The 19552-nt window shown below is 68.7% G+C and carries 16 protein-coding genes and 3 pseudogenes; 12 read left to right on the top strand and 7 right to left on the bottom strand.

Annotated features, from left to right (window positions below; all coding sequences use genetic code 11):
• Positions 1–131 precede the first annotated feature (131 nt).
• Positions 132–2933, top strand: coding sequence for an aconitate hydratase (locus A9310_RS20570; RefSeq protein ID WP_065632172.1), 2802 nt, complete (start codon positions 132–134; stop codon positions 2931–2933).
• 15 nt (positions 2934–2948) lie between these two features.
• The gene (locus A9310_RS20565) at positions 2949–3515 is read left to right on the top strand and encodes a TetR/AcrR family transcriptional regulator (protein WP_058250388.1); all 567 of its coding nucleotides are present in this window, start codon (positions 2949–2951) and stop codon (positions 3513–3515) included.
• 2 nt (positions 3516–3517) lie between these two features.
• Here A9310_RS20565 and A9310_RS20560 read toward each other — a convergent pair whose 3' ends face one another.
• Positions 3518–4390 (bottom strand): hypothetical protein, encoded by an 873-nt coding sequence (locus A9310_RS20560; RefSeq protein ID WP_065632171.1) that lies wholly within the window; start codon positions 4388–4390, stop codon positions 3518–3520.
• A gap of 191 nt (positions 4391–4581) precedes the next feature.
• On the opposite strand from A9310_RS20560, the pseudogene A9310_RS20555 reads away from it, so the two are divergent.
• From A9310_RS20555 to A9310_RS20530, 8 genes and pseudogenes are all read left to right on the top strand, one after another.
• Positions 4582–6146: pseudogene (locus tag A9310_RS20555) on the top strand (GMC oxidoreductase).
• Between the two features lie 113 nt (positions 6147–6259).
• Entirely contained in the window at positions 6260–7804 is a 1545-nt protein-coding gene (locus tag A9310_RS20550; protein ID WP_065632170.1) for an AMP-binding protein, read from the top strand.
• A gap of 115 nt (positions 7805–7919) precedes the next feature.
• Positions 7920–8189, top strand: a complete 270-nt coding sequence (locus tag A9310_RS26660) for a thiamine pyrophosphate-binding protein (protein WP_368072723.1) — start codon at positions 7920–7922, stop codon at positions 8187–8189.
• Positions 8186–8266, top strand: a pseudogene (locus A9310_RS26655) (hypothetical protein); the annotation flags it as partial. The gene A9310_RS26660 and the pseudogene A9310_RS26655, both read left to right, overlap by 4 nt.
• Positions 8267–9637 (top strand): thiamine pyrophosphate-dependent enzyme, encoded by a 1371-nt coding sequence (locus A9310_RS20545; protein WP_368072722.1) that lies wholly within the window; start codon positions 8267–8269, stop codon positions 9635–9637.
• Positions 9634–10299, top strand: coding sequence for a hypothetical protein (locus A9310_RS20540; RefSeq protein ID WP_065632169.1), 666 nt, complete (start codon positions 9634–9636; stop codon positions 10297–10299). Before A9310_RS20545 ends, A9310_RS20540 begins: the two co-directional genes overlap by 4 nt.
• Positions 10296–11316, top strand: a pseudogene (locus A9310_RS20535) (3-oxoacyl-ACP synthase III family protein). Before A9310_RS20540 ends, A9310_RS20535 begins: the two are co-directional and overlap by 4 nt.
• On the top strand, positions 11313–12374 hold the full coding sequence (locus tag A9310_RS20530) for a histidinol-phosphate transaminase (RefSeq protein WP_065632227.1): 1062 nt from the start codon (positions 11313–11315) through the stop codon (positions 12372–12374). Before A9310_RS20535 ends, A9310_RS20530 begins: the two are co-directional and overlap by 4 nt.
• Here A9310_RS20530 and A9310_RS20525 read toward each other — a convergent pair.
• Complete coding sequence (locus A9310_RS20525; RefSeq protein ID WP_065632168.1) at positions 12358–13986, bottom strand: ABC-F family ATP-binding cassette domain-containing protein; 1629 nt, start codon at positions 13984–13986, stop codon at positions 12358–12360. The two genes, A9310_RS20530 and A9310_RS20525, sit on opposite strands and share 17 nt — an antisense overlap.
• Before the next feature lie 100 nt (positions 13987–14086).
• On the opposite strand from A9310_RS20525, the gene A9310_RS20520 reads away from it, so the two are divergent.
• Together A9310_RS20520 and A9310_RS20515 are read left to right on the top strand one after the other, a co-directional pair.
• Entirely contained in the window at positions 14087–14899 is an 813-nt protein-coding gene (locus A9310_RS20520) for an SDR family oxidoreductase (RefSeq protein ID WP_065632167.1), read from the top strand.
• Positions 14900–14957: 58 nt separating this feature from the next.
• Positions 14958–16085, top strand: a complete 1128-nt coding sequence (locus tag A9310_RS20515) for a lycopene cyclase family protein (RefSeq protein WP_065632226.1) — start codon at positions 14958–14960, stop codon at positions 16083–16085.
• Here the strand turns inward: A9310_RS20515 and A9310_RS20510 are convergent, their stop codons facing one another.
• The 5 genes from A9310_RS20510 to sufC all read right to left on the bottom strand — a co-directional run bounded on the left by A9310_RS20510 (position 16086) and on the right by sufC (position 19548).
• The gene (locus A9310_RS20510; RefSeq protein ID WP_065632166.1) at positions 16086–16478 is read right to left on the bottom strand and encodes a DUF1992 domain-containing protein; all 393 of its coding nucleotides are present in this window, start codon (positions 16476–16478) and stop codon (positions 16086–16088) included.
• Positions 16479–16579: 101 nt separating this feature from the next.
• Complete coding sequence (locus A9310_RS20505) at positions 16580–16984, bottom strand: metal-sulfur cluster assembly factor (protein WP_082652858.1); 405 nt, start codon at positions 16982–16984, stop codon at positions 16580–16582.
• Positions 16981–17448: a Fe-S cluster assembly sulfur transfer protein SufU gene (gene sufU / locus A9310_RS20500; protein ID WP_058250382.1), complete on the bottom strand. Its 468-nt coding sequence runs from the start codon at positions 17446–17448 to the stop codon at positions 16981–16983. The genes A9310_RS20505 and sufU overlap by 4 nt, the downstream gene beginning before the upstream one ends.
• A 3-nt stretch (positions 17449–17451) precedes the next feature.
• A complete protein-coding gene (locus tag A9310_RS20495; protein ID WP_065632225.1) occupies positions 17452–18729 on the bottom strand; it encodes a cysteine desulfurase in 1278 nt (425 codons plus the stop codon).
• A gap of 45 nt (positions 18730–18774) precedes the next feature.
• A complete protein-coding gene (gene sufC, locus A9310_RS20490) occupies positions 18775–19548 on the bottom strand; it encodes a Fe-S cluster assembly ATPase SufC (RefSeq protein ID WP_065632165.1) in 774 nt (257 codons plus the stop codon).
• Positions 19549–19552: the final 4 nt, after the last annotated feature.

Below are 19552 nucleotides of genomic sequence, written 5' to 3'. Positions count from 1 at the left end.
AGCCCGCCGGTGCAGAACGTCAGCCGGTGCGGCACGACTGCGCCGGATCGACCAGCCCCGCCCGACCGCAAGTGGATCATCGAGTAATCGCCGGCGCAGCCCGCCGGCACACGAGGAGAGTGGATTTAGACGTGAGTATCAATTCCTTCGGCGCCCGCGGCACGCTGGACGTCGGTGACAACAGCTACGAGATCTACCGTCTGAACGCTGTCGAGGGCACCGCCAAGCTCCCCTACGCTCTGAAGGTCCTCGCCGAGAACCTCCTGCGCACCGAGGACGGCGCGAACATCACCAAGGAGCACATCGAGGCCCTGGCGAACTGGGACCCGAACGCCGAACCGAGCGTCGAGATCCAGTTCACGCCTGCCCGCGTGATCATGCAGGACTTCACCGGCGTGCCCTGCATCGTCGACCTCACGACCATGCGCGACGCCGTCAAGGAACTCGGCGGCGACCCGGACAAGGTCAACCCGCTCGCGCCGGCCGAGATGGTCATCGACCACTCCGTCATCATCGAGGCTTTCGGCAATGCCCAGGCGTTCGAGCGCAACGTCGAGATCGAGTACCAGCGCAACGAGGAGCGCTACAAGTTCCTCCGCTGGGGTCAGGGCGCCTTCGACGACTTCCGCGTCGTGCCGCCGGGCACCGGCATCGTGCACCAGGTCAACATCGAGCACCTCGCGCGCTCGGTGATGGTCCGTGACGGCGTCGCCTACCCCGACACCTGCATCGGCACCGACTCGCACACCACGATGGAGAACGGCCTCGGCGTCCTGGGCTGGGGCGTCGGCGGCATCGAGGCCGAGGCCGCGATGCTCGGTCAGCCGGTCTCCATGCTCATCCCCCGCGTCGTCGGCTTCAAGCTCACCGGCGCGACCAAGCCGGGCGTCACCGCGACCGACGTGGTCCTCACCATCACCGAGATGCTGCGCAAGCACGGCGTGGTCGGCAAGTTCGTCGAGTTCTACGGCAACGGTGTCGGCGAGGTCCCGCTCGCCAACCGCGCCACCATCGGCAACATGAGCCCCGAGTTCGGCTCGACCTGCGCGATGTTCCCGATCGACGGCGAGACCGTCAACTACCTCCGACTCACCGGGCGCAGCGAGGAGACGCTCGCGCTCGTCGAGGCCTATGCCAAGGAACAGGGCATGTGGCTGGAGAAGGACGCCGAGGAGGCCGTGTACTCGGAGTACCTCGAGCTCGACCTGGCCGACGTCGTCCCGTCGATCGCCGGCCCGAAGCGTCCGCAGGACCGCATCGAGCTGTGGGACGCGAAGAACGCGTTCCGCAAGGACATCCACAACTACGTCGAGAACGGCAACTCCGCTCCGCAGACCAAGCTGGACGAGGCGGTCGAGGAAACCTTCCCGGCGTCCGACCCCGCGACCCTGTCCTTCGCCGACGACGACGCCGAGCCGCTGCACTCGGCCGCCAACGGCGCCGAGGGCCGGCCGACCAATCCGGTCCGGGTGGATTCCGAGGAACGAGGATCGATGATCCTCGACCACGGGATCGTGACCATCGCTTCGATCACCAGCTGCACCAACACCTCCAACCCGTCGGTCATGCTCGGCGCGGCGCTCCTGGCCAAGAAGGCCGTGGAGAAGGGCCTGTCGTCCAAGCCGTGGGTCAAGACGTCGATGGCACCGGGCTCGCAGGTCGTCACCGGCTACTACGACAAGTCCGGTCTCTGGCCGTACCTGGAGAAGCTCGGCTTCTACCTCGTCGGCTACGGCTGCACCACGTGCATCGGCAATTCCGGCCCGCTGCCGGAGGAGATCTCGAAGGCGATCAACGACAACGACCTCACCGCCACCGCGGTGCTGTCGGGCAACCGCAACTTCGAGGGTCGCATCAACCCCGACGTGAAGATGAACTACCTCGCGTCGCCGCCGCTGGTCATCGCCTATGCCCTGGCCGGCACGATGGACTTCGACTTCGAGACCGACGCGCTGGGCAAGGACACCGACGGCAACGACGTGTTCCTCAAGGACATCTGGCCGACCAACGAGGAGATCGAGGCGACCATCGCCTCGTCGATCTCGCCGGAGCAGTACGCCTCGGACTACGCCGACGTCTTCAAGGGTGACGAGCGCTGGCAGAACCTGCCGACCCCGTCGGGCAAGACCTTCGAGTGGGACGACGAGTCCACCTACGTCCGCAAGCCTCCGTACTTCGAGGGCATGCAGCGTGAGCCGTCGCCCGTCTCCGACATCAAGGGCGCACGCGTGCTCGCGAAGCTCGGCGACTCGGTGACCACCGACCACATCTCCCCCGCGTCGACGATCAAGCCCGGCACCCCCGCCGCGCAGTACCTCGATGCCAACGGGGTGGCCCGCAAGGACTACAACTCGCTGGGCGCCCGCCGCGGCAACCACGAGGTGATGATCCGGTCGACCTTCGGCAACATCCGCCTGCAGAACCAGCTGCTGGACGGTGTGACCGGCGGTTACACCCGCGACTTCACCCAGGAGGGTGCACCGCAGTCGTTCATCTACGACGCCGCGCAGAACTACGCCGAGCAGAACATCCCGCTCGTCGTGCTCGGCGGCAAGGAGTACGGCACCGGATCGTCGCGTGACTGGGCGGCCAAGGGCACCAGCCTCCTCGGCGTGAAGGCCGTCATCACCGAGAGCTTCGAGCGCATCCACCGCTCGAACCTCATCGGCATGGGCGTCATCCCGCTGCAGTTCCCCGAGGGCGAGTCGCACAGGTCGCTGGGCCTCGACGGCACCGAGACCTACGACATCGCGGGCATCGAGGAGCTCAACAACGGGACGACGCCGTCGACCGTGCACGTCACCGCCACCAAGGAAGACGGCTCGACGGTGGAGTTCGACGCCAAGGTCCGCATCGACACCCCGGGTGAGGCCGACTACTACCGCAACGGAGGCATCCTGCAGTACGTGCTGCGCAACATGATCAAGAGCTGACAGGAGGCACTCGACGTGCCCAAGGTCAGCGATGACCGGCTTGCCGCGCGTCGTCGGGAGATTCTCGACGGCGCGCGGCATTGCTTCGCGGAGTACGGATACGACGGCGCGACCGTCAAACGGATCGAAGAGTCCACCGGCTTGTCCCGGGGTGCGATCTTCCACCATTACCGGGACAAAGAGGCGCTGTTCCTCGCGCTCGCGCGGGAAGATGCCGAGCGCATGGCCGACGTGGCGGCCGAGCAGGGCCTGGTGCAGGTCATGCGCGACATGCTCACGCGGCCTCAGGATTTCGACTGGCTCGGCACGCGCCTGGAGATCGCGCGGAAACTACGGACGGACAACGGCTTCCGCGCGGAGTGGGTGTCCTACGCGGCCGAGGTCGAGCAGGCGACACTCAGTCGGCTGGAGCGGGGTCGGCAGGCGGGGCGCCTGCGCGACGACGTCCCGACCGACGTTCTGCTCAACTACCTCGACCTCGTGCTCGACGGTCTGATCACCCGGCTGGCCACCGGCCAGCCCACCGACGATCTGCACGCGGTGCTCGACCTCGTCGAGGAGTCCGTGCGCGCACACGACTGACCTCAGTCCGGGGCCAGCAGGGACACGACCTCGTCGATCGAACGATTCGCCGACAACCGGTAGGCCCGCACCGCCTCATCGCCGGTCAGCTGGACGACGGGATCGCCTCTCGTACCTCTCGTCGTCCAGCGTGGCGATCCGGCCACCCCTGATCCCATCGGCCGCAGCTCCGGCACCGGCAAACGGGGGTCGTTCGGGACCGGCGTGAGTCCCTGCACCTGTCGCATACGCATTCCGACGGCCGCGACCAGCCAGCACTCGGCGACGCCGACGGGTCGGATCGACGACAGGACCTGATTCGCCCCGTCGAAGGTCATGGTCATGGTGTCGGCGCGCTGTACCCGCCACATCGAGCCGACCAGGTCGAACCGTGCCATCCGGTCGTTGTGCAGATCGAACTCCGCACCGAAGCCGCGCAGCGCCGCGGTGCACTCGCCGGTCAGATACCTTGTCGCCGAATCGCGTTCGCGGCGACGCTCGTCCTCCTCGCGTCGCCGATCACCGATCGGGCGGTACTCGCGTTCGAGGGCGCCCCGGTCCGCCGCGGCCCCCTCGGCGAGGCGCCGATGCAGCCACGCCGGGTCGATCTGCAGGAAATACCGGTAATGAATCCGGCACGGCACGTCGTCCGCGGTCACCGGTCCGTCCCCGACGAGCATCTGCACACCGTGGTCGGCCGACCAGACGGCGGCGACCCGGCCGTCGACGTCGGCCACCCAGGACCAGCCCCGAGAACGGATCTCGGGCGCCGCCGCGGCGAGGACGACACTCAGCGCCGTACCCGGCTCCACAAGGAGTGAGTGTGCGTGGGAAGCGACGTCATCCCCCATCGCCACGCTGTCGCGGTCCACCTCGATCTGCAGCGCAGCCGTCACACCCCGGAGCCTAACGTCCCGCGGCCCCGGCCGACTCGCCGATCGCGCACCGCGGCTGCCGGGCCGGATCAAGCCGGCCGTGATCCATCCCACATAGTTGCTGCCGCTAAGGCCTAACCTTACTTAGCTCACGCTAAGGTTCCCGGGTGAGACTCGACAAACCCGGTCCCGCCGTCTCTCGCCGGACCCTCATGCGCTCTGCGGCCGGCGTCGGCGCCCTCGCCGCGCTCGGCGCGACCGTCACCCCGGCGCAGGCGGCACCGGGGCAGACCGCGATCGTCATCGGCACCGGCTTCGGCGGCGCGGTGGCGGCACGTCGCCTCGGCGAGGCCGGCTACACGACAACGGTTTTCGAGCACGGGCGCCGGTGGCCGATCCGGCCGGACGGCAACACCTTCGCCACGACGACCACCCCGGACAAGCGCGCCGCGTGGTTCGGCAGCCCCGCCGGCGCGAGTGCGGCGAGCGGCCTCCCGGTGGAGCCGTATCCCGGCGTGCTCGACCATGTGATGGGCAACGGCGTCGAGGCCGTGTACGGCGCAGGCGTCGGCGGCGGGTCGCTCGTGTTCGGCTCCTTCACGCCCGTCCCCCGCCGACAGGACTTCGAGCACATGTCCCGGCGGCCGCCGACTACGCGCAGCTCGCCCAGACCAACTTCCCGCGCGCGAAGGCCGGGCTCGGCGTCTTGCCGCTGCCCGCGGACATCCTCGCGCACCCCGAGTACGTCGGGGCCCGGTCCCGGCTGAAGGTGATCGAGCGCTACGGCGCGTCACCGCACTTCTTCGACTTCGCCATCGACTGGGACATCGTCCGCGACGAACTGGCCGGCCGAGCCACCCCGTCGGTGACCGCGGGCGAACTGAGCTACGGCGTCAACAGCGGCGCCAAGAAGTCTCTCGACCGCAGCTACCTCCTCGCCGCCGAACGGACCGGAAACGTCACCGTCAAGCCGATGCACGAGGTCTTCGACATCCGGCCTCGCTCGCGCCGCGCCGGATTCGTCGTCACCGCACGGGTTCTCGACGAGCAGGGCCGCACGGTACGCACCGTGACCACCGAGGCCGATCACCTCTTCATGGCCGCGGGCTCCTTCCACACCACCCGGCTGCTCGTCGAAGCGCGCGCGCAGGGGCGCCTGCCGCGACTGTCACCGCGAATCGGCGACGGCTTCGGCGTGAACGGCGACTTCCTCACCATCCGGGCGAACCCCCGCGAGGATTTCGGCGCCGTCCAGGGCGGACCGGGTTACGCACGGATCTACGAGGACAACCTGCCCGGCGGACGGGTCTCGATGGTCTATCAGGCCACCCCGCTGCCGGCACCGCTCGGCAAGGCCGCGACCACCCACCTCGTGCAGGCCCACACCGACGAACGCGGCACGATCGACTACGACCATCGCACCCGGCGGGCGCAACTGAACTATCCCCACCCCGCCGACCGCAACGACCTCGACCGCCGCAGCAACGCCTTCATCAAGCGTTTCCACGAACGCACCGAGGGCCGTTTCGGCTTCGCCGCCAACGGAACCCACGTGTCGTCTCGCGCGCTCGGATTCGGTTCCGCGAGTACCTATCACGGGCTCGGCGGCGTCGTCATGGGTGCCGCGGCCGACGCTGACGGCGGAATCCGGGGCTACGACAACCTGTGGGTCGTCGACGGTTCCTTCGTCCCCGGCGCAGTCGGCCTGGTGAATCCCGCGCTGACGATCACCGCGCTCGCGGAGCGAACCATGGACAGGTTTCTCTCGACGCACTGAGGAACTGCGAAATCGGACACGACGCTAGGGTACTGTGACTCGCAACACCCCGAACGAGCGTTAGATACGATCGTTCGGGGTGGCCATCCCCTTCGTCACGAGGAGCGTCACTCTTGTTTCCTGGAGTCTTCGCGAAATACACCCCCGACAAGCCGGCCGTCATCCGGGCCGCTACCGGCGAGGTACTGACCTACCGACAACTGGACGAGAACTCGACCCGGCTCGCCAACTACCTCGACTCCCTCGGACTCCGACGCGGCGACAACATCGCCGTGGTCTCCGCCAACGACTTCCACGTCTTCGAGGTGTACTGGGCGGCCCTGCGCAGCGGTCTGTACGTGACCGCGGTCAACCACCACCTCACCGCGGCGGAGACCAACTACATTCTCTCCGACTGCAACGCGCAGGTCCTGTTCGCCGGCGCCTCGGTCGTCGAGGCCGTGTCGGCCGCCGGCGAGATCGAGGCCCTTGCCGGCCCGGGTCGCCGCATCGTGTGGGGTGGCGATCTCGACGGCTTCGAGAATTACGACAAGGTCCTGGCCAATGCGTCGGCAGAGCCCCGCACCGACCAGCCGCGCGGCACCGACATGCTCTACTCCTCCGGGACCACCGGCCGTCCGAAGGGCATCAAGACACCGATGCCCGAAGGGCAGGTCGACCAGGTGCCCGACGCCTACACCGCGATCTTCGCACCCATGTACGGCTACGACGACTCCGCGGTCTACCTCTCCCCCGCGCCGCTGTATCACGCGGCGCCGCTGCGCTATTGCGGGATGACCAACTCGGTCGGCGGGACCGTCGTCATGATGGACCGGTTCGATCCCGAAGCGGCCCTCGCCGCTATCGAGAAGTACCGCGTGACCCACAGCCAGTGGGTGCCCACCATGTTCATCCGGATGCTGAAGCTGCCCGCGGACGTCCGCTCGAAGTACGACGTCAGCAGCATGAAGATCGCCGTCCACGCCGCCGCGCCCTGCCCGGTCGAGGTGAAGCGGGCGATGATCGAGTGGTGGGGCCCGGTCATCCACGAGTACTACGCATCGACCGAGGCCGCCGGCGCGACGTTCATCGGCCCGCAGGAGGCGCTCGATCATCCCGGCTCGGTGGGCAAACCGCTGCTCGGCGTGGTCCACATCTGCGACGAGGACGGCAAGGAACTCCCGACCGGCGAGGTCGGCCAGGTCTTCTTCGAACGCGAGGACGTGGCGTTCCAGTACCACAACGACCCCGACAAGACCCGCAAGGCCCAGCACCCCGAACACGAGAACTGGTCCACCACAGGGGATGTCGGATACGTCGACGACGAGGGTTATCTGTATCTGACCGACCGCAAGGCGTTCATGATCATCTCCGGCGGCGTCAACATCTACCCGCAGGAGGCCGAGAACGTCCTCATCAATCACCCGGCGGTGTTCGACGTCGCGGTGATCGGTGTCCCCGACCCCGACCTCGGCGAGGTCGCGAAGGCCTGCGTGCAGCTGGCCGACGGCCACGAACCCACCGATCGGCTCGCCGAGCAGCTGATCGCGTTCACCACCGAGAACATCGCGGCCTACAAGGCGCCCCGGTCGGTCGACTTCGTCGACGACCTTCCGCGCACGCCCACCGGGAAGCTCGTGAAAGGCGATCTGCGCAAGCGGTATTGGCCGGAGGCCTGACACCCCACCCCCTGACGCCGAACGTTAGCTTACGCTAAGCTAACTCACACTGAGTTGGTCCGGTTACGGACACCGGCGAATCGGCCGGTGCCGCACCGCTGTTCGGAGCTGGGGAATGCAGGGTTTGGACGCGGTAGGCGGGCTTGTGCCCGATGACGATCCGGGACGGGCGGCCGTGCCGGTGGCCGACCTCCTCGTCGCGCGACTCGTCGACGCCGGGGTGCGGGGGACCGTCTTCGGCGTTCACGGCGCCAACATCGAAGACGTCTTCGATGCGGCGGTGCGGCACCCGCTGCTCACCCCGGTCGTCGCGAAACACGAGTTCGGTGCCGGCGCGATGGCCGATGGGCAGCACGGCTCACCGCCGAGCCGACCGCGGTCCTGACGACGTCGGGTGGCGGTGCGCTGAACGTCATCCCGGCGCTGGGCGAGGCCTATGACAGCCGCGTACCCCTGCTCGCCGTGATCGGTTCGGCGTCGACCGCCGCGGTGGGGCGCGGTGGCTTTCAAGACATGCTCGACCCGCCGGACACCGTGGACCTGCGTGCCGTGGTGTCCGGCGTCGTCGGATTCTGCGGGTTCGTCGACGAGCCGGCTCGTCTCGATCAGGTCCTCGACGAGGCGTTCGCCACCCTCGCACGAGGTCTGCCGGCCGCGGTGATCCTGCCCAAAGACGTGCAGTCCTCACCCGGGTACGCCACACCGTTGCGTTCGGGCGCACCGACCGAACTCCGGTCGATGCCCCCGGCGGTCGTCGACGGACTCGCCGACCGACTCGTCGGGGTGGCGCGCGACGGCGGGTCGGTGTGCATCTGGGCGGGCGAGGAGGCATCGCGGCTCGGATTGCACGGTGCCGTCGAGGATCTCGCGGAACTCCTCGGCGCCGGCGTCGTGGTCTCACCGGGCGGTCGCGACATCGGGCGCGGGTCCTGCTCCGGCGTCACCGGGGTGATGGGGCACCYGTCGGCCCATCGGGCCGTGCGGGAATCACAGCTGATCCTGGTGATCGGCTGCCGCATGTCGATGACCGATCGCGCCGGCCTCGACGACGCCCTCGCGGCGATCCCGGTCGTGCGTCTCGGCAGCGCGCCGCCGCGCACCCCGGCCGACGTCGAGCACATCGGGACGGCACGTCTCACCGAGACCATCGGTGCGCTCCAGCGGTCGCTCGCCGACCGGCTCCCCGGACGCCGCCCACCCCGGGTCCATCCGCTCGACCACCTGTCCGTCGCACCCTCGGCTCACGCCCTCGGGATGCGCGACGTGCTCGTCACCATCGGCGCCGCCCTGCCCGCGGGGTGCGCGGTGTTCGCCGACGCCGGGAACACCGGCGCGGCGGCGATCCACCATCTCCCGTTCGGCGACGGGCGGTTCGTCGTCGCATTGGGCATGGGCGGGATGGGATGGGGCATCGCGGCGGGGATCGGGTCCGCGATCGCCGCGCGGGACATCCGTCCGGACGGTCGGGTCATCGTCATCGCCGGCGACGGCTCGTTCCTCATGCACGGCATGGAGATCCACACCGCGATCGAACACGATGCGCCGATCACCCTCATCGTGCTCAACAACGACGCGCACGGCATGTGTGTCACACGTGAGGCGCGATTCTTCCCCGGCGCGCCGAGCGTCAACCGGTTCCGCCACACCGACATCGCGGGCGGGCTGGCCGCGATGTTCGCCGGCCTCCCGGTGCGCACCGCCGGCGATCTCCTCACCCTGCGCTCGGCATGCGACGAACTGTTCTCGCACACCGGACCGAATTGCCTCGTCGTGGAAGTGGATCCCGACGAAGAACCCCCGTTCGCCTTACTGATCTCGAGAGGTACCCCATGACCACGCACTCCTCCGCGCTGTCCGATCTCGGGGACACCGCGGCCACGCTCGACGGCGTGGTCCGGGTGGAGACCCACCCCCGTTCCGCCAACACGGCACTCGTCGTCGACAAGGTCCGCTCGGTGTATCCCCATCACCAGGTGTTCGGCGACTTCTGCCCCGTGCAGGGCTACGTCGACGCACCGCCGCGCGAACTGTACGAATGGCTGGCCGACACGCGCTCGCTCGAGGAATGGACCTACAGCACACGAGGTTTCGAGCCGACCGGGGAGCCGGACCTGTGGGTCGGATACGACCGCCTGAACGAGGACACCAAGATGTACGTCCGGACCGTGGCGAACGCCGACGCGATGACCGTCGACTACCACTGTGCCTGGGATCAGGGAAAGCACCTCTGGATGATCTACCTGATGCGCGTCGTCGACGCGCAACTCGTTCTCGACCGTCCGGGTTCGGTGGTCCTGTGGAACAACTGCCACCACCCGTTCTACGACGAGAACCCCTTTCCCGAGACCGCTCCGGCCGGCCGGGAGGAGTGGGTCGGCGACCTGTGGGACATGTTCGATGCCGGACATCAGATCGAACTCGACAACCTCGCCGCCATCGCCGAACACCGCCATCGCCATGGACTTCCGCTGACCCCCGAATGGATGCGCTCATGACCGCCGACGCCCCCGCCGTCTCGCTCGCCGACCTCGCCACCTACCGCCCGGGTGCCGGCGGAGTTCTTCGCGCAGTACGCCGAGGACGACGAACTCGCCGGCAACGTCATGTTCCGGGCACCGTCCTTCCGCCACCACGCGACCGACGGTGAGACGTCGGCGGACATGATCGCCGCCGCCGCACGGCGTCTCGTCGAGCGTCACGGCGACGGATATCTCGACGATGTCGACGTCGTGCTCACCCACAGCCAGCTGCCGGAGGTCCCGGTCCGCGGGTGTGTCGGCGAGGTCGCATACCGCCTCGGCCTCGCCCCGCGAACCGTGCTCGACGTGCACAACGGCGGCTGTGCGGCCTTCTTCCACCTCATCGAGATCGCCGGTGCGCTCCTGCGCGCGAACGGAGGCCGCAAGGCCCTGATCGCGCTGGCGCAGAACAGCGCCGGACAGATCTTCACCCAGGAGCAGGTACGGGTGAAGGCGCAGGCCGCGATACCCGGTGACGGCGCGGCCGTGGCGATCCTGACCCTCGGCGACGCGGGTAACCCGGTGCTGGGGACCGAATGCCGGTCCTTCGGCCAGTTCTCGGCGGACATGACCGCCGTCGCACAGCCGGAACGCAAGTACTGGGAGGCGGGCCCGGGTCAGATCCATGTCGGCTTCACCGAGGCCAAGATCGCGAAAGTACTCGCCCGCGGGAACCGGATGGTCCCGGAAGTGGCTGCGGCGCTTGCACATCGAATCGGGGTACGTCCGTCCGACCTGGACCTGCTCGTCACCAACCAGCCCAACCGGATCTTCCTGCGCAACTGGCGCGAGGCCCTCGAACTGCCCGAGTCGCGACACCCGGACACGTTCGACGACTGCGGGAACCTGTTCGCGGTCGGGATTCCGATGACTCTGGACGCGGCGATCGACGACGGACGCGTGCGTCCCGGTGACATCGTGATGATGTCGGCCTTTGCCCATGCCGGCGACTTCGCCGCTGCCGGAGCGATCCGGTGGAGTGGGCGTTCGTGACGGTTCTGCTGCCGGCTCCGGTCTCCGAGCGCGCCACGGACCTCGCCGGCGTGCGCACCGACGTCGTCGTGCGATGCGACCGGAACGAGTCCGCCTATCCCCCGTTGCCCGCGGTCGTGTCCGCGCTGCGCGACACGGCGGCATCGGCCCACCGCTACCCGTCGTTTCGTCCCGACGGTCTGCGCGCGACGATCGCCGAGCACACCGGTGTCGAGGCAGCGCACATCAGCGTCGGCGCCGGGGCGACGGCCGTACTCTCCGCGATCCTGCAGGACTCGGCTGCACGGGCCCGGGCCAGGGGTCGCTCCGAACCTCGGATTGTCACCCCCGCACCGACATTCGAGGGTTTCGCGCTGCTCGCCGAGATGATCGGGCTCGGGATCGACACGACCCCGCTGTTCGACGACGGGCGTCCCGATATCGGTGCGCTCGCCGCGGCCGCGCGTCCGGACACCGCGGCCGTCATCGTCTGCAGCCCGCACAACCCGACCGGATCGGTCCTCTCCGACACGGAGATCCGTGATCTGCTCATGGCTGTCGACCCGGCGATCCCGGTGATCCTCGACCAGGCGTACGTCGAGTACTGCCGGATCGCACCCGATGTCCGGACGCTGGTCGACGAGTACCCCAACCTGATCGCGGTGCGAAGCCTCTCCAAGGCCCACGGTCTCGCGGGACTGCGGGTCGGATATGCGATCGGGTCGGCGACGTCCGTCGGCGGTGCCCGCCGTCACGAGGTCCCCTTCTCGATCACCGCGGCCGCCGAACACGCTGCGCCAGTGGCACTTGCCGCGTCCGACGAGCTGGCCGGACGGGTCACGGCGATGCGCCGCGAACGCGATCGAATCGCCGACGCGCTGCGCGACTCGGGCCACCCGGCGCTGCCGAGCGAGGCGAATTTCGTGTTCGTGCCGGGCCCCGACGGCATCGAGTTCGGGCGGCGACTGCGGGACGCGGGGGTCGTCGGCCGGGAGTTCGCCGGACACGGTCACCGACTGACGGTGCCCGACCGCGCCGGGACCGATCGGGTCATCGAGGCGATCAGGCGAGCTCGATGAGCTCCTGATACTCCTCGCTCCAGTGGTCCTCGGTGCCGTCGGGCAACAGGATCACACGCTGCGGATCGAGCGCGGCGGCGGCGCCCGGATCGTGCGTCACCAGGACGACGGCCCCGGTGTAGCTGCGCAGGGCGTCGAGGACCTGTTCGCGCGAGATCGGGTCGAGGTTGTTGGTCGGCTCGTCGAGGAGCAAGACGTTCGCCGCCGAGGACACCAGCCCGGCCAGCGTGAGCCGGGTCTTCTCACCGCCGGACAGCGTGCCGGCCGGCTGATCGAGCTGAGCGCCGCTGAACATGAACGCGCCCAACAGGCCTCGGAGGTCCTGCTCGCCCGCGTCGGGTGCCGCGTGCCGGATGTTCTCCCACACCGACGCCCGGTCGTCGAGGGTGTCGTGTTCCTGCGCGAAGTAGCCGATCTTCAGACCGAATCCCGGCTCGATCGAGCCCGTGTCCGGCTTCTCCACTCCGGCAAGCATCCTCAGCAGCGTCGTCTTGCCCGCGCCGTTGAGGCCCAGGACGACGACGCGACTGCCCTTGTCGATCGCGAGGTCCACCCCGGTGAAGATCTCCAGCGAGCCGTAGCTCTTCGAGAGTCCGGACGTCATCAACGGTGTCTTGCCGCATGCGGCCGGTTCGGGGAACCGGATCCGCGCGGTGCGGTCGGCCACCCGCTCCTCGTCGAGGGCGTCGATCATCCGCTCCGCGCGCTTCAGCATGTTCTGCGCGGCAGTCGCCTTGGTGGCCTTGGCACCGAGCTTCGCGGCCTGCGCGCGCAGGGCGGACGCCTTCTTCTCGGCATTGGCCCGTTCGCGACGACGGCGCTGCTCGTCGGTCGCCCGGGCATCGAGGTACCGCTTCCAGCTCATGTTGTAGATGTCGGCCTCACCGCGCACCGCGTCGAGGAACCACACCCGGTTCACCACGTCGGCCAGCAGGTCGACATCGTGACTGATCACGACGAGACCCCCCTCGTGGTTCTGCAGGAAGCTGCGGAGCCAGGCGATCGAGTCGGCGTCGAGGTGGTTGGTCGGTTCGTCGAGCAGGAGGGTGGTGTCGGATTTCCCCGAACCGTCGGACGCCGCGAACAGGATGCGTGCGAGTTCGATCCGTCGGCGCTGACCCCCGGAGAGTGTCCGCAGCGGCTGCTCGAGAACCCGATCGGGCAGACCCAGGCTGTTGCAGATCCGCGCGGCCTCGGATTCGGCGACGTATCCGCCGAGGGCGGCGAAGCGCTCTTCGAGGCGGCCGTACCGCGCCACGGCCTTGTCCCGCAGCTTGTCGTCGGCGGCCTCGGCCATCTGCGCCTGCTGCTTCTCCATGTCGCGCAGGATCTCGTCGAGACCGCGCGCGGAGAGCACCCGGTCCTTGGCCAGGACGTCGAGGTCGCCCTCTTTGGGGTCCTGCGGGAGGTAACCGAGTTCACCGGACCGGCGGATCGATCCCGCGTAGGGTTCGGTCTCGCCGGCCAGGATGCGCAGCGTGGTGGTCTTGCCGGCACCGTTGCGGCCCACGAGGCCGATCCGGTCGCCGGGCTGGATGCGTAAGGCGTCGCCGGGCGCCGCCAACAGGGTCCGAGCGCCCGCTCGTACCTCCAGGTCGGTCGCGGTGATCACGACGGTCGATTCTACCGGTGCCGCGCCACTGCTTTTTCCACGTGCGGACCCCGGCGCCGTGCGGCCGAGTCGACCACCCCCGTCACGGTGGACCGATACGGTGTGGGACGTGACGCACTCCACAACGATTCCGCAGAACTTCCCGCAGTCCTCCGACCTGACCGGCCGGTCCGCGCTCGTCACCGGTGCCAGTCGCGGCATCGGTGAGGCGATCGCGACGGAACTGGCCCGTCGCGGCGCCTCGGTCGTCATCACGAGCCGGAAGGCCGAGCCACTCGAGGAGGCGGCCGGCCGGATCCGGACGGCGGTGCCCGGAGCGACGGTCTCGGCGTGTGCGGGCAACACCGGCGACGCCGACGACCGGGCGGCCGCCGTGGCCGCGGCCGTCGCACAGGGCGGCGGAATCCACATCCTGGTCAACAACACCGGGATCGCGCCGCTGGCCGGCCCGCTGATGGGGGCCGACCTCGCCGCGTACCGCAAGACGTTCGACACCAACGTCGTCGCCGCGCTCGGGTTCGTCCAGGAGGCCTACCGGGCGGGCATGAAGGACACCGGCGGGTCGGTCGTCAACATCTCCTCGGTCGCGGGCCTGCGGTCGACGGGCGTGATCGCGGCGTACGGCACGTCGAAGGCGGCGCTGATCCGCCTGACCGCCGAGCTCGCCTGGGAACTCGGACCGAACATCCGGGTCAACGCGATCGCCCCCTCGATCGTCCGGACCAAGTTCGCATCCGTGTTCACCGAGGGCGACAACGAGGCCCGCGCGGCGAACTCGTACCCGATGAAGCGGATCGGGGAACCCGAGGACGTCGCCCGGGCGGTCGCCTTCCTCGCGAGCGACGAGTCGGCGTGGATCACCGGCGAGACCCTGGCCGTCGACGGTGGCATGCTCGCCACCGGCGGTTCGTGACGTCCCAGCCCGACGACGCGTCACCGTCCGGATCGTCGCCCGCGCCGAAGGACAGGATGTGAGTTCCGGAGTCATCGTCGCGGGGGCCGGGCCGGCCGGCCGCGCCCTCGTCCACCGCCTGGCCCGTGCCGGCGTATCGGTCACCCTGGTCGATCCGTCTCCCGACCGGGTCTGGCGGTCCACGTTCGCATGCTGGTCCGACGAGTTGCCCGAGTGGGTCGACCCGTCCGCCGTCGCCGCCCGGACCGCGCGCATCGGGATCGCGGGCCGCGAACTCGAGGAGGTGGCCCGCGGCTACACCGTCTTCGACACCCCCGGCCTGCAACGGTCACTGACCCTCGACGGGGTTCCGACCCGTTCCGCCCGGGTGGTCGAGATCGACGGCGCGCGTGTGCATCTCGATGACGGTTCGGTCCTGACCGGCGATGCCGTGGTCGACTGTCGCGGTGCGCTCCCCCACGACGCACCTCGACAGACCGCGTACGGGATCGTCGTCGACGCAGAGGTGGCCGCACCCGTGCTGGACGGGCACGAGGCACTGCTCATGGACTGGCGGGGTGGCGCGACAGATCGCCGGGCGCTGCCGTCCTTTCTGTATGTCGTGCCGCTCGGCGGGGGCGAGTACCTCCTCGAGGAGACCTGTCTCGCCGGGCATCCCGCCCTCGGTCTCGACGAACTCGAACGCCGCCTGGCCGCGCGGCTCGGTGGGATGCCGTCGGGGATCCGGCGGGTCGAGCACGTCGACTTCCCGCTGACCGGCTCGTCACCACACCCCTGGCGCGATCCCGTTTTCCGGTTCGGCGCCGCGGGCGGTTTCAAGAACCCGACGACCGGCTACAGCGTGGCGACGTCGCTGATGTGCACGGACGCGGTCGTGGCGGCGCTCGCAGCAGGCCGCGACCCCGCCGCGGATCTGTGGCCGCCGTCCACCCGTGCGGTGCACAACCTGCGTCTTCGTGGGCTCAGCGCGCTGCTGGGGCTCAGTCCGTCGCAGACGGTCGCCTTCTTCGAGGCGTTCTTCACGATGCCCGTTGCCGCACAACGCACTTACCTGAGCAAGCGGGACGATCTGACCGGCACGATGAGCGCGATGACCAGGGTCATCGCTGCGGTCGACATGCGTACTCGCGTCGTGGTGGCACGGGGCGCGATGTCCACCCCGGCGTGGGCCGGCGACGCCGGCTGATCAGCGCCGCAGCACTCGCCACCGCCGGATCATGTCGTCGACATCGACTGTGTGCGCGACGACACTGTGCGGCAACGCCATCTGGCGAGAGGCGAGATGTGCCTCGCGCACACGGCGATTGAAGTCGACGAGGATGTCACGGACCGCGTCCTCGTCGGCGATGTGGCGCAGCGACTCCGGGAAATCCTGTGCCTCCCGGCGCAACACCAGCGGCGCGGGGAGCAACGCCGACGAGTCGAGGTTTTCCTCGCGGATCTTGCGCTTGACCCACCAGTCGGGATCGTCGCTGTCGGTCAGATCCAACGGCTTCCCCGCGCCCGGTAGGTTGTCGAATTCGCCGCGTTCGGTGGCCTCTCGGATCATCCGCTCGACCCGCGACTCGAAACGCCTCATGCGATCAACTCCCCGCACGGAAGTGCCCTACCGACGAACAAGCGCCGGACCCGGTCGTCGATCATGACCGGGGCCGGCGCAGTGGTGTGTCCGATCGTCGGTCAGACGGTGAAGCCGAGGGCGCGGAGCTGCTCGCGACCGTCGTCGGTGATCTTGTCGGGGCCCCACGGCGGCAGCCAGACCCAGTTGATCTCCATGTCGGTGCACAGACCGCTGGAGACCAGCGCACCGCGCGACTGGTCCTCGATCACGTCGGTCAGCGGACAGGCCGCCGAGGTGAGGGTCATGTCGATCTTCGCGACCGCGTCGTCGGTCACCTCGATGCCGTAGACCAAACCGAGGTCGACGACGTTGATCCCCAGTTCGGGGTCGACCACGTCGCGCATCGCCTCCTCGACGTCCTCGATGGCCGGCAGCGACGTCGCGGGCGCGGCGGGTGTCCCCGTCACGCCGGTGTCGGTGGCCGCGGTCGTCGGTGTGTCCGTGGTGGCAGTGTCGTCACTCATGCTGTCTCCGCTCGTGTCTCGTGGCTGTCCATCGTCTGCGCGAGTGCGTCCTTGAAGGCCATCCAGCCCAGGAGCGCGCATTTGACGCGTGCCGGGTATTTGCTCACCCCGGCGAAGGCGATCCCGTCGCCGATGACGTCCTCGTCACCGGCGTCCTTGCCGCGGGAGGTCATCATCGCGTTGAACGACTCGACGGTGGCCAGTGCTTCCCCGACCGGCCGGCCGACGATGAGGTCGTGCAACACCGACGTCGACGCCTGCGAGATCGAGCATCCCTGCCCGTCGTAGGACACGTCGTCGATGCTCGAACCGTCGTCGGAGACCGCCACGCGCAGGGTGACCTCGTCACCACAGGTCGGGTTGACGTGGTGGACCTCGGCACCGAACGGTTCACGGAGTCCGCGCCCGTGTGGGTGTTTGTAGTGGTCCAGGATCACTTCCTGGTACATCTGTTCCATCCGCATGGCTCAGACCGTCCCGAAGAACTTCTGCGCCGTGACGATCGCGGCGGCGAGCGCATCGACCTCGGCGAACGTGTTGTACGCGGCGAACGACGCACGTGCGGTGGCGGCGACGCCGAAGCGCCGGTGCAGCGGCCACGTGCAGTGGTGACCCACCCGAATGGCCACGCCCTCGTCGTCGAGGATCTGCCCGAGATCGTGGGCGTGGATGCCGTCGACGAGGAAGGCCACGGCGCCGCCGCGGCTCTCCGGGGTCGACGGCCCGATGATCCGCACACCCTCGATGTCGCCGAGCTGCTCCAGCGCCCGCGCGGTCAGCGCATGCTCATGCGCGGCGACGGCGTCCATGCCGAGAACGGTCAGGTAACGCACCGCGGCACCGAGTCCGACGACCTGCGAGGTCATCGGCACGCCCGCCTCGAACCGTTGCGGCGGCGGAGCGTACGTCGACCCCTCCATGGTCACGGTCTCGATCATCGAGCCGCCGGTGATGAACGGCGGCAACGCATTCAACAGATCGGACTTGCCGTACAGCGCTCCGACGCCACTGGGTCCGAACATCTTGTGCCCGGAGAAGGCGGCGAAGTCGACGTCGAGAGCACGGAAGTCGACCGGCATGTGCGGCACCGACTGGCAGGCGTCGAGCACGACGAGTGCGCCGACCGCGCGTGCGCGGGAGACCAGCTCGGCCACGTCGGCGACCGCCCCGGTCACATTCGACTGGTGTGTGAAGGACACGACCTTCACCGACTCGTCGAGGGTCAGCGAATCCAGGTCGATTCGACCTTCGTCGGTCACCCCGAACCAGCGGAGCGTCGCGCCCGTGCGGCCGCAGAGCTCCTGCCACGGAACGAGATTGGCGTGATGCTCCAGCTCGGTGATGACGACGGTGTCGCCGGGGCCGAGCGCCGAACCCCCGAGGAGATCCGCAGACCGCGGGTCGCCGAGGGTGTAGGTCACGAGGTTGAGTGCCTCAGTTGCGTTCTTGGTGAACACGAGCTCGTCGGCGGACGCCCCCACGAACGCCGCGATGACCTCCCGGGCGTCCTCATACGCGTCGGTCGCCTCCTCGGCGAGCTGATGCGCGCCGCGATGCACCGCGGCGTTGTGGTGCGTGAGGAAGTACCGTTCGGCGTCGAGCACCTGGACCGGACGCTGCGAGGTCGCCCCGGAATCCAGGTACACCAGCGGCTTTCCGTCGCGGACGGTGCGCGAGAGGATCGGGAAGTCGGCGCGCAGCGAATCGACGTCCAGGGCGGTGGAAACCTCTGTCGAGAGTGTCACCTGATACACCTCCTGTGCTGGTCGGCTCGGATCGGTCGGGCGGTCTCAGCCGGCCTTGGCAGCCGAGGTGAAACGCTCGTAACCCTTCTCCTCGAGCTCATCGGCGAGTTCGGGACCGGCGGATTCGACGACGCGACCGTTGACGAAGACGTGCACGAACTCCGGCTTGATGTAGCGGAGGATGCGCGTGTAGTGCGTGATCAGCAGGATCCCGCCGTTGTCGCGCTCCTTGTACCGGTTCACGCCCTCGCTGACCACCCGCAGGGCGTCGACGTCGAGTCCCGAGTCGGTCTCGTCGAGGATCGCGATCCGCGGCTTGAGCAGATCGAGCTGGAGGATCTCGTGACGCTTCTTCTCACCGCCGGAGAAACCCTCGTTGACGCTGCGCTCGGAGAACGACGGATCGATGTCGAGCGAGGTCATCGCCTCCTTGGTCTCCTTGACCCAGTGGCGCAACTTCGGCGCCTCACCGCGCACGGCGGTGGCGGCGGTCCGCAGGAAGTTCGACATCGAGACGCCGGGCACCTCGACGGGGTACTGCATGGCGAGGAACAGCCCGGCGCGGGCGCGCTCGTCGACGCTCATCTCCAGGACGTCCTCACCGTCGAGGGTGATCGAGCCCGAGGTCACCTCGTATTTGGGGTGGCCGGCGATGGCGTACGACAGCGTCGACTTGCCGGAACCGTTGGGGCCCATGATCGCGTGGGTCTCCCCCGACTTCACGGTCAGGTCGACACCCTTGAGGATGTGGATGGGCTCGGCGTCGGTGTCGGTCTGCGCGACGTCGACGTGCAGATCGCGGATTTCCAGTGTGGTCATAGTC

It is taken from the genome of Gordonia sp. UCD-TK1, assembly GCF_001691435.1.
GTDB classification, from domain to species: domain Bacteria; phylum Actinomycetota; class Actinomycetes; order Mycobacteriales; family Mycobacteriaceae; genus Gordonia; species Gordonia hongkongensis.
The sequence above is the reverse complement of the archived record's forward strand: the minus strand, read 5'-3'. Positions and strand labels throughout refer to the sequence as shown.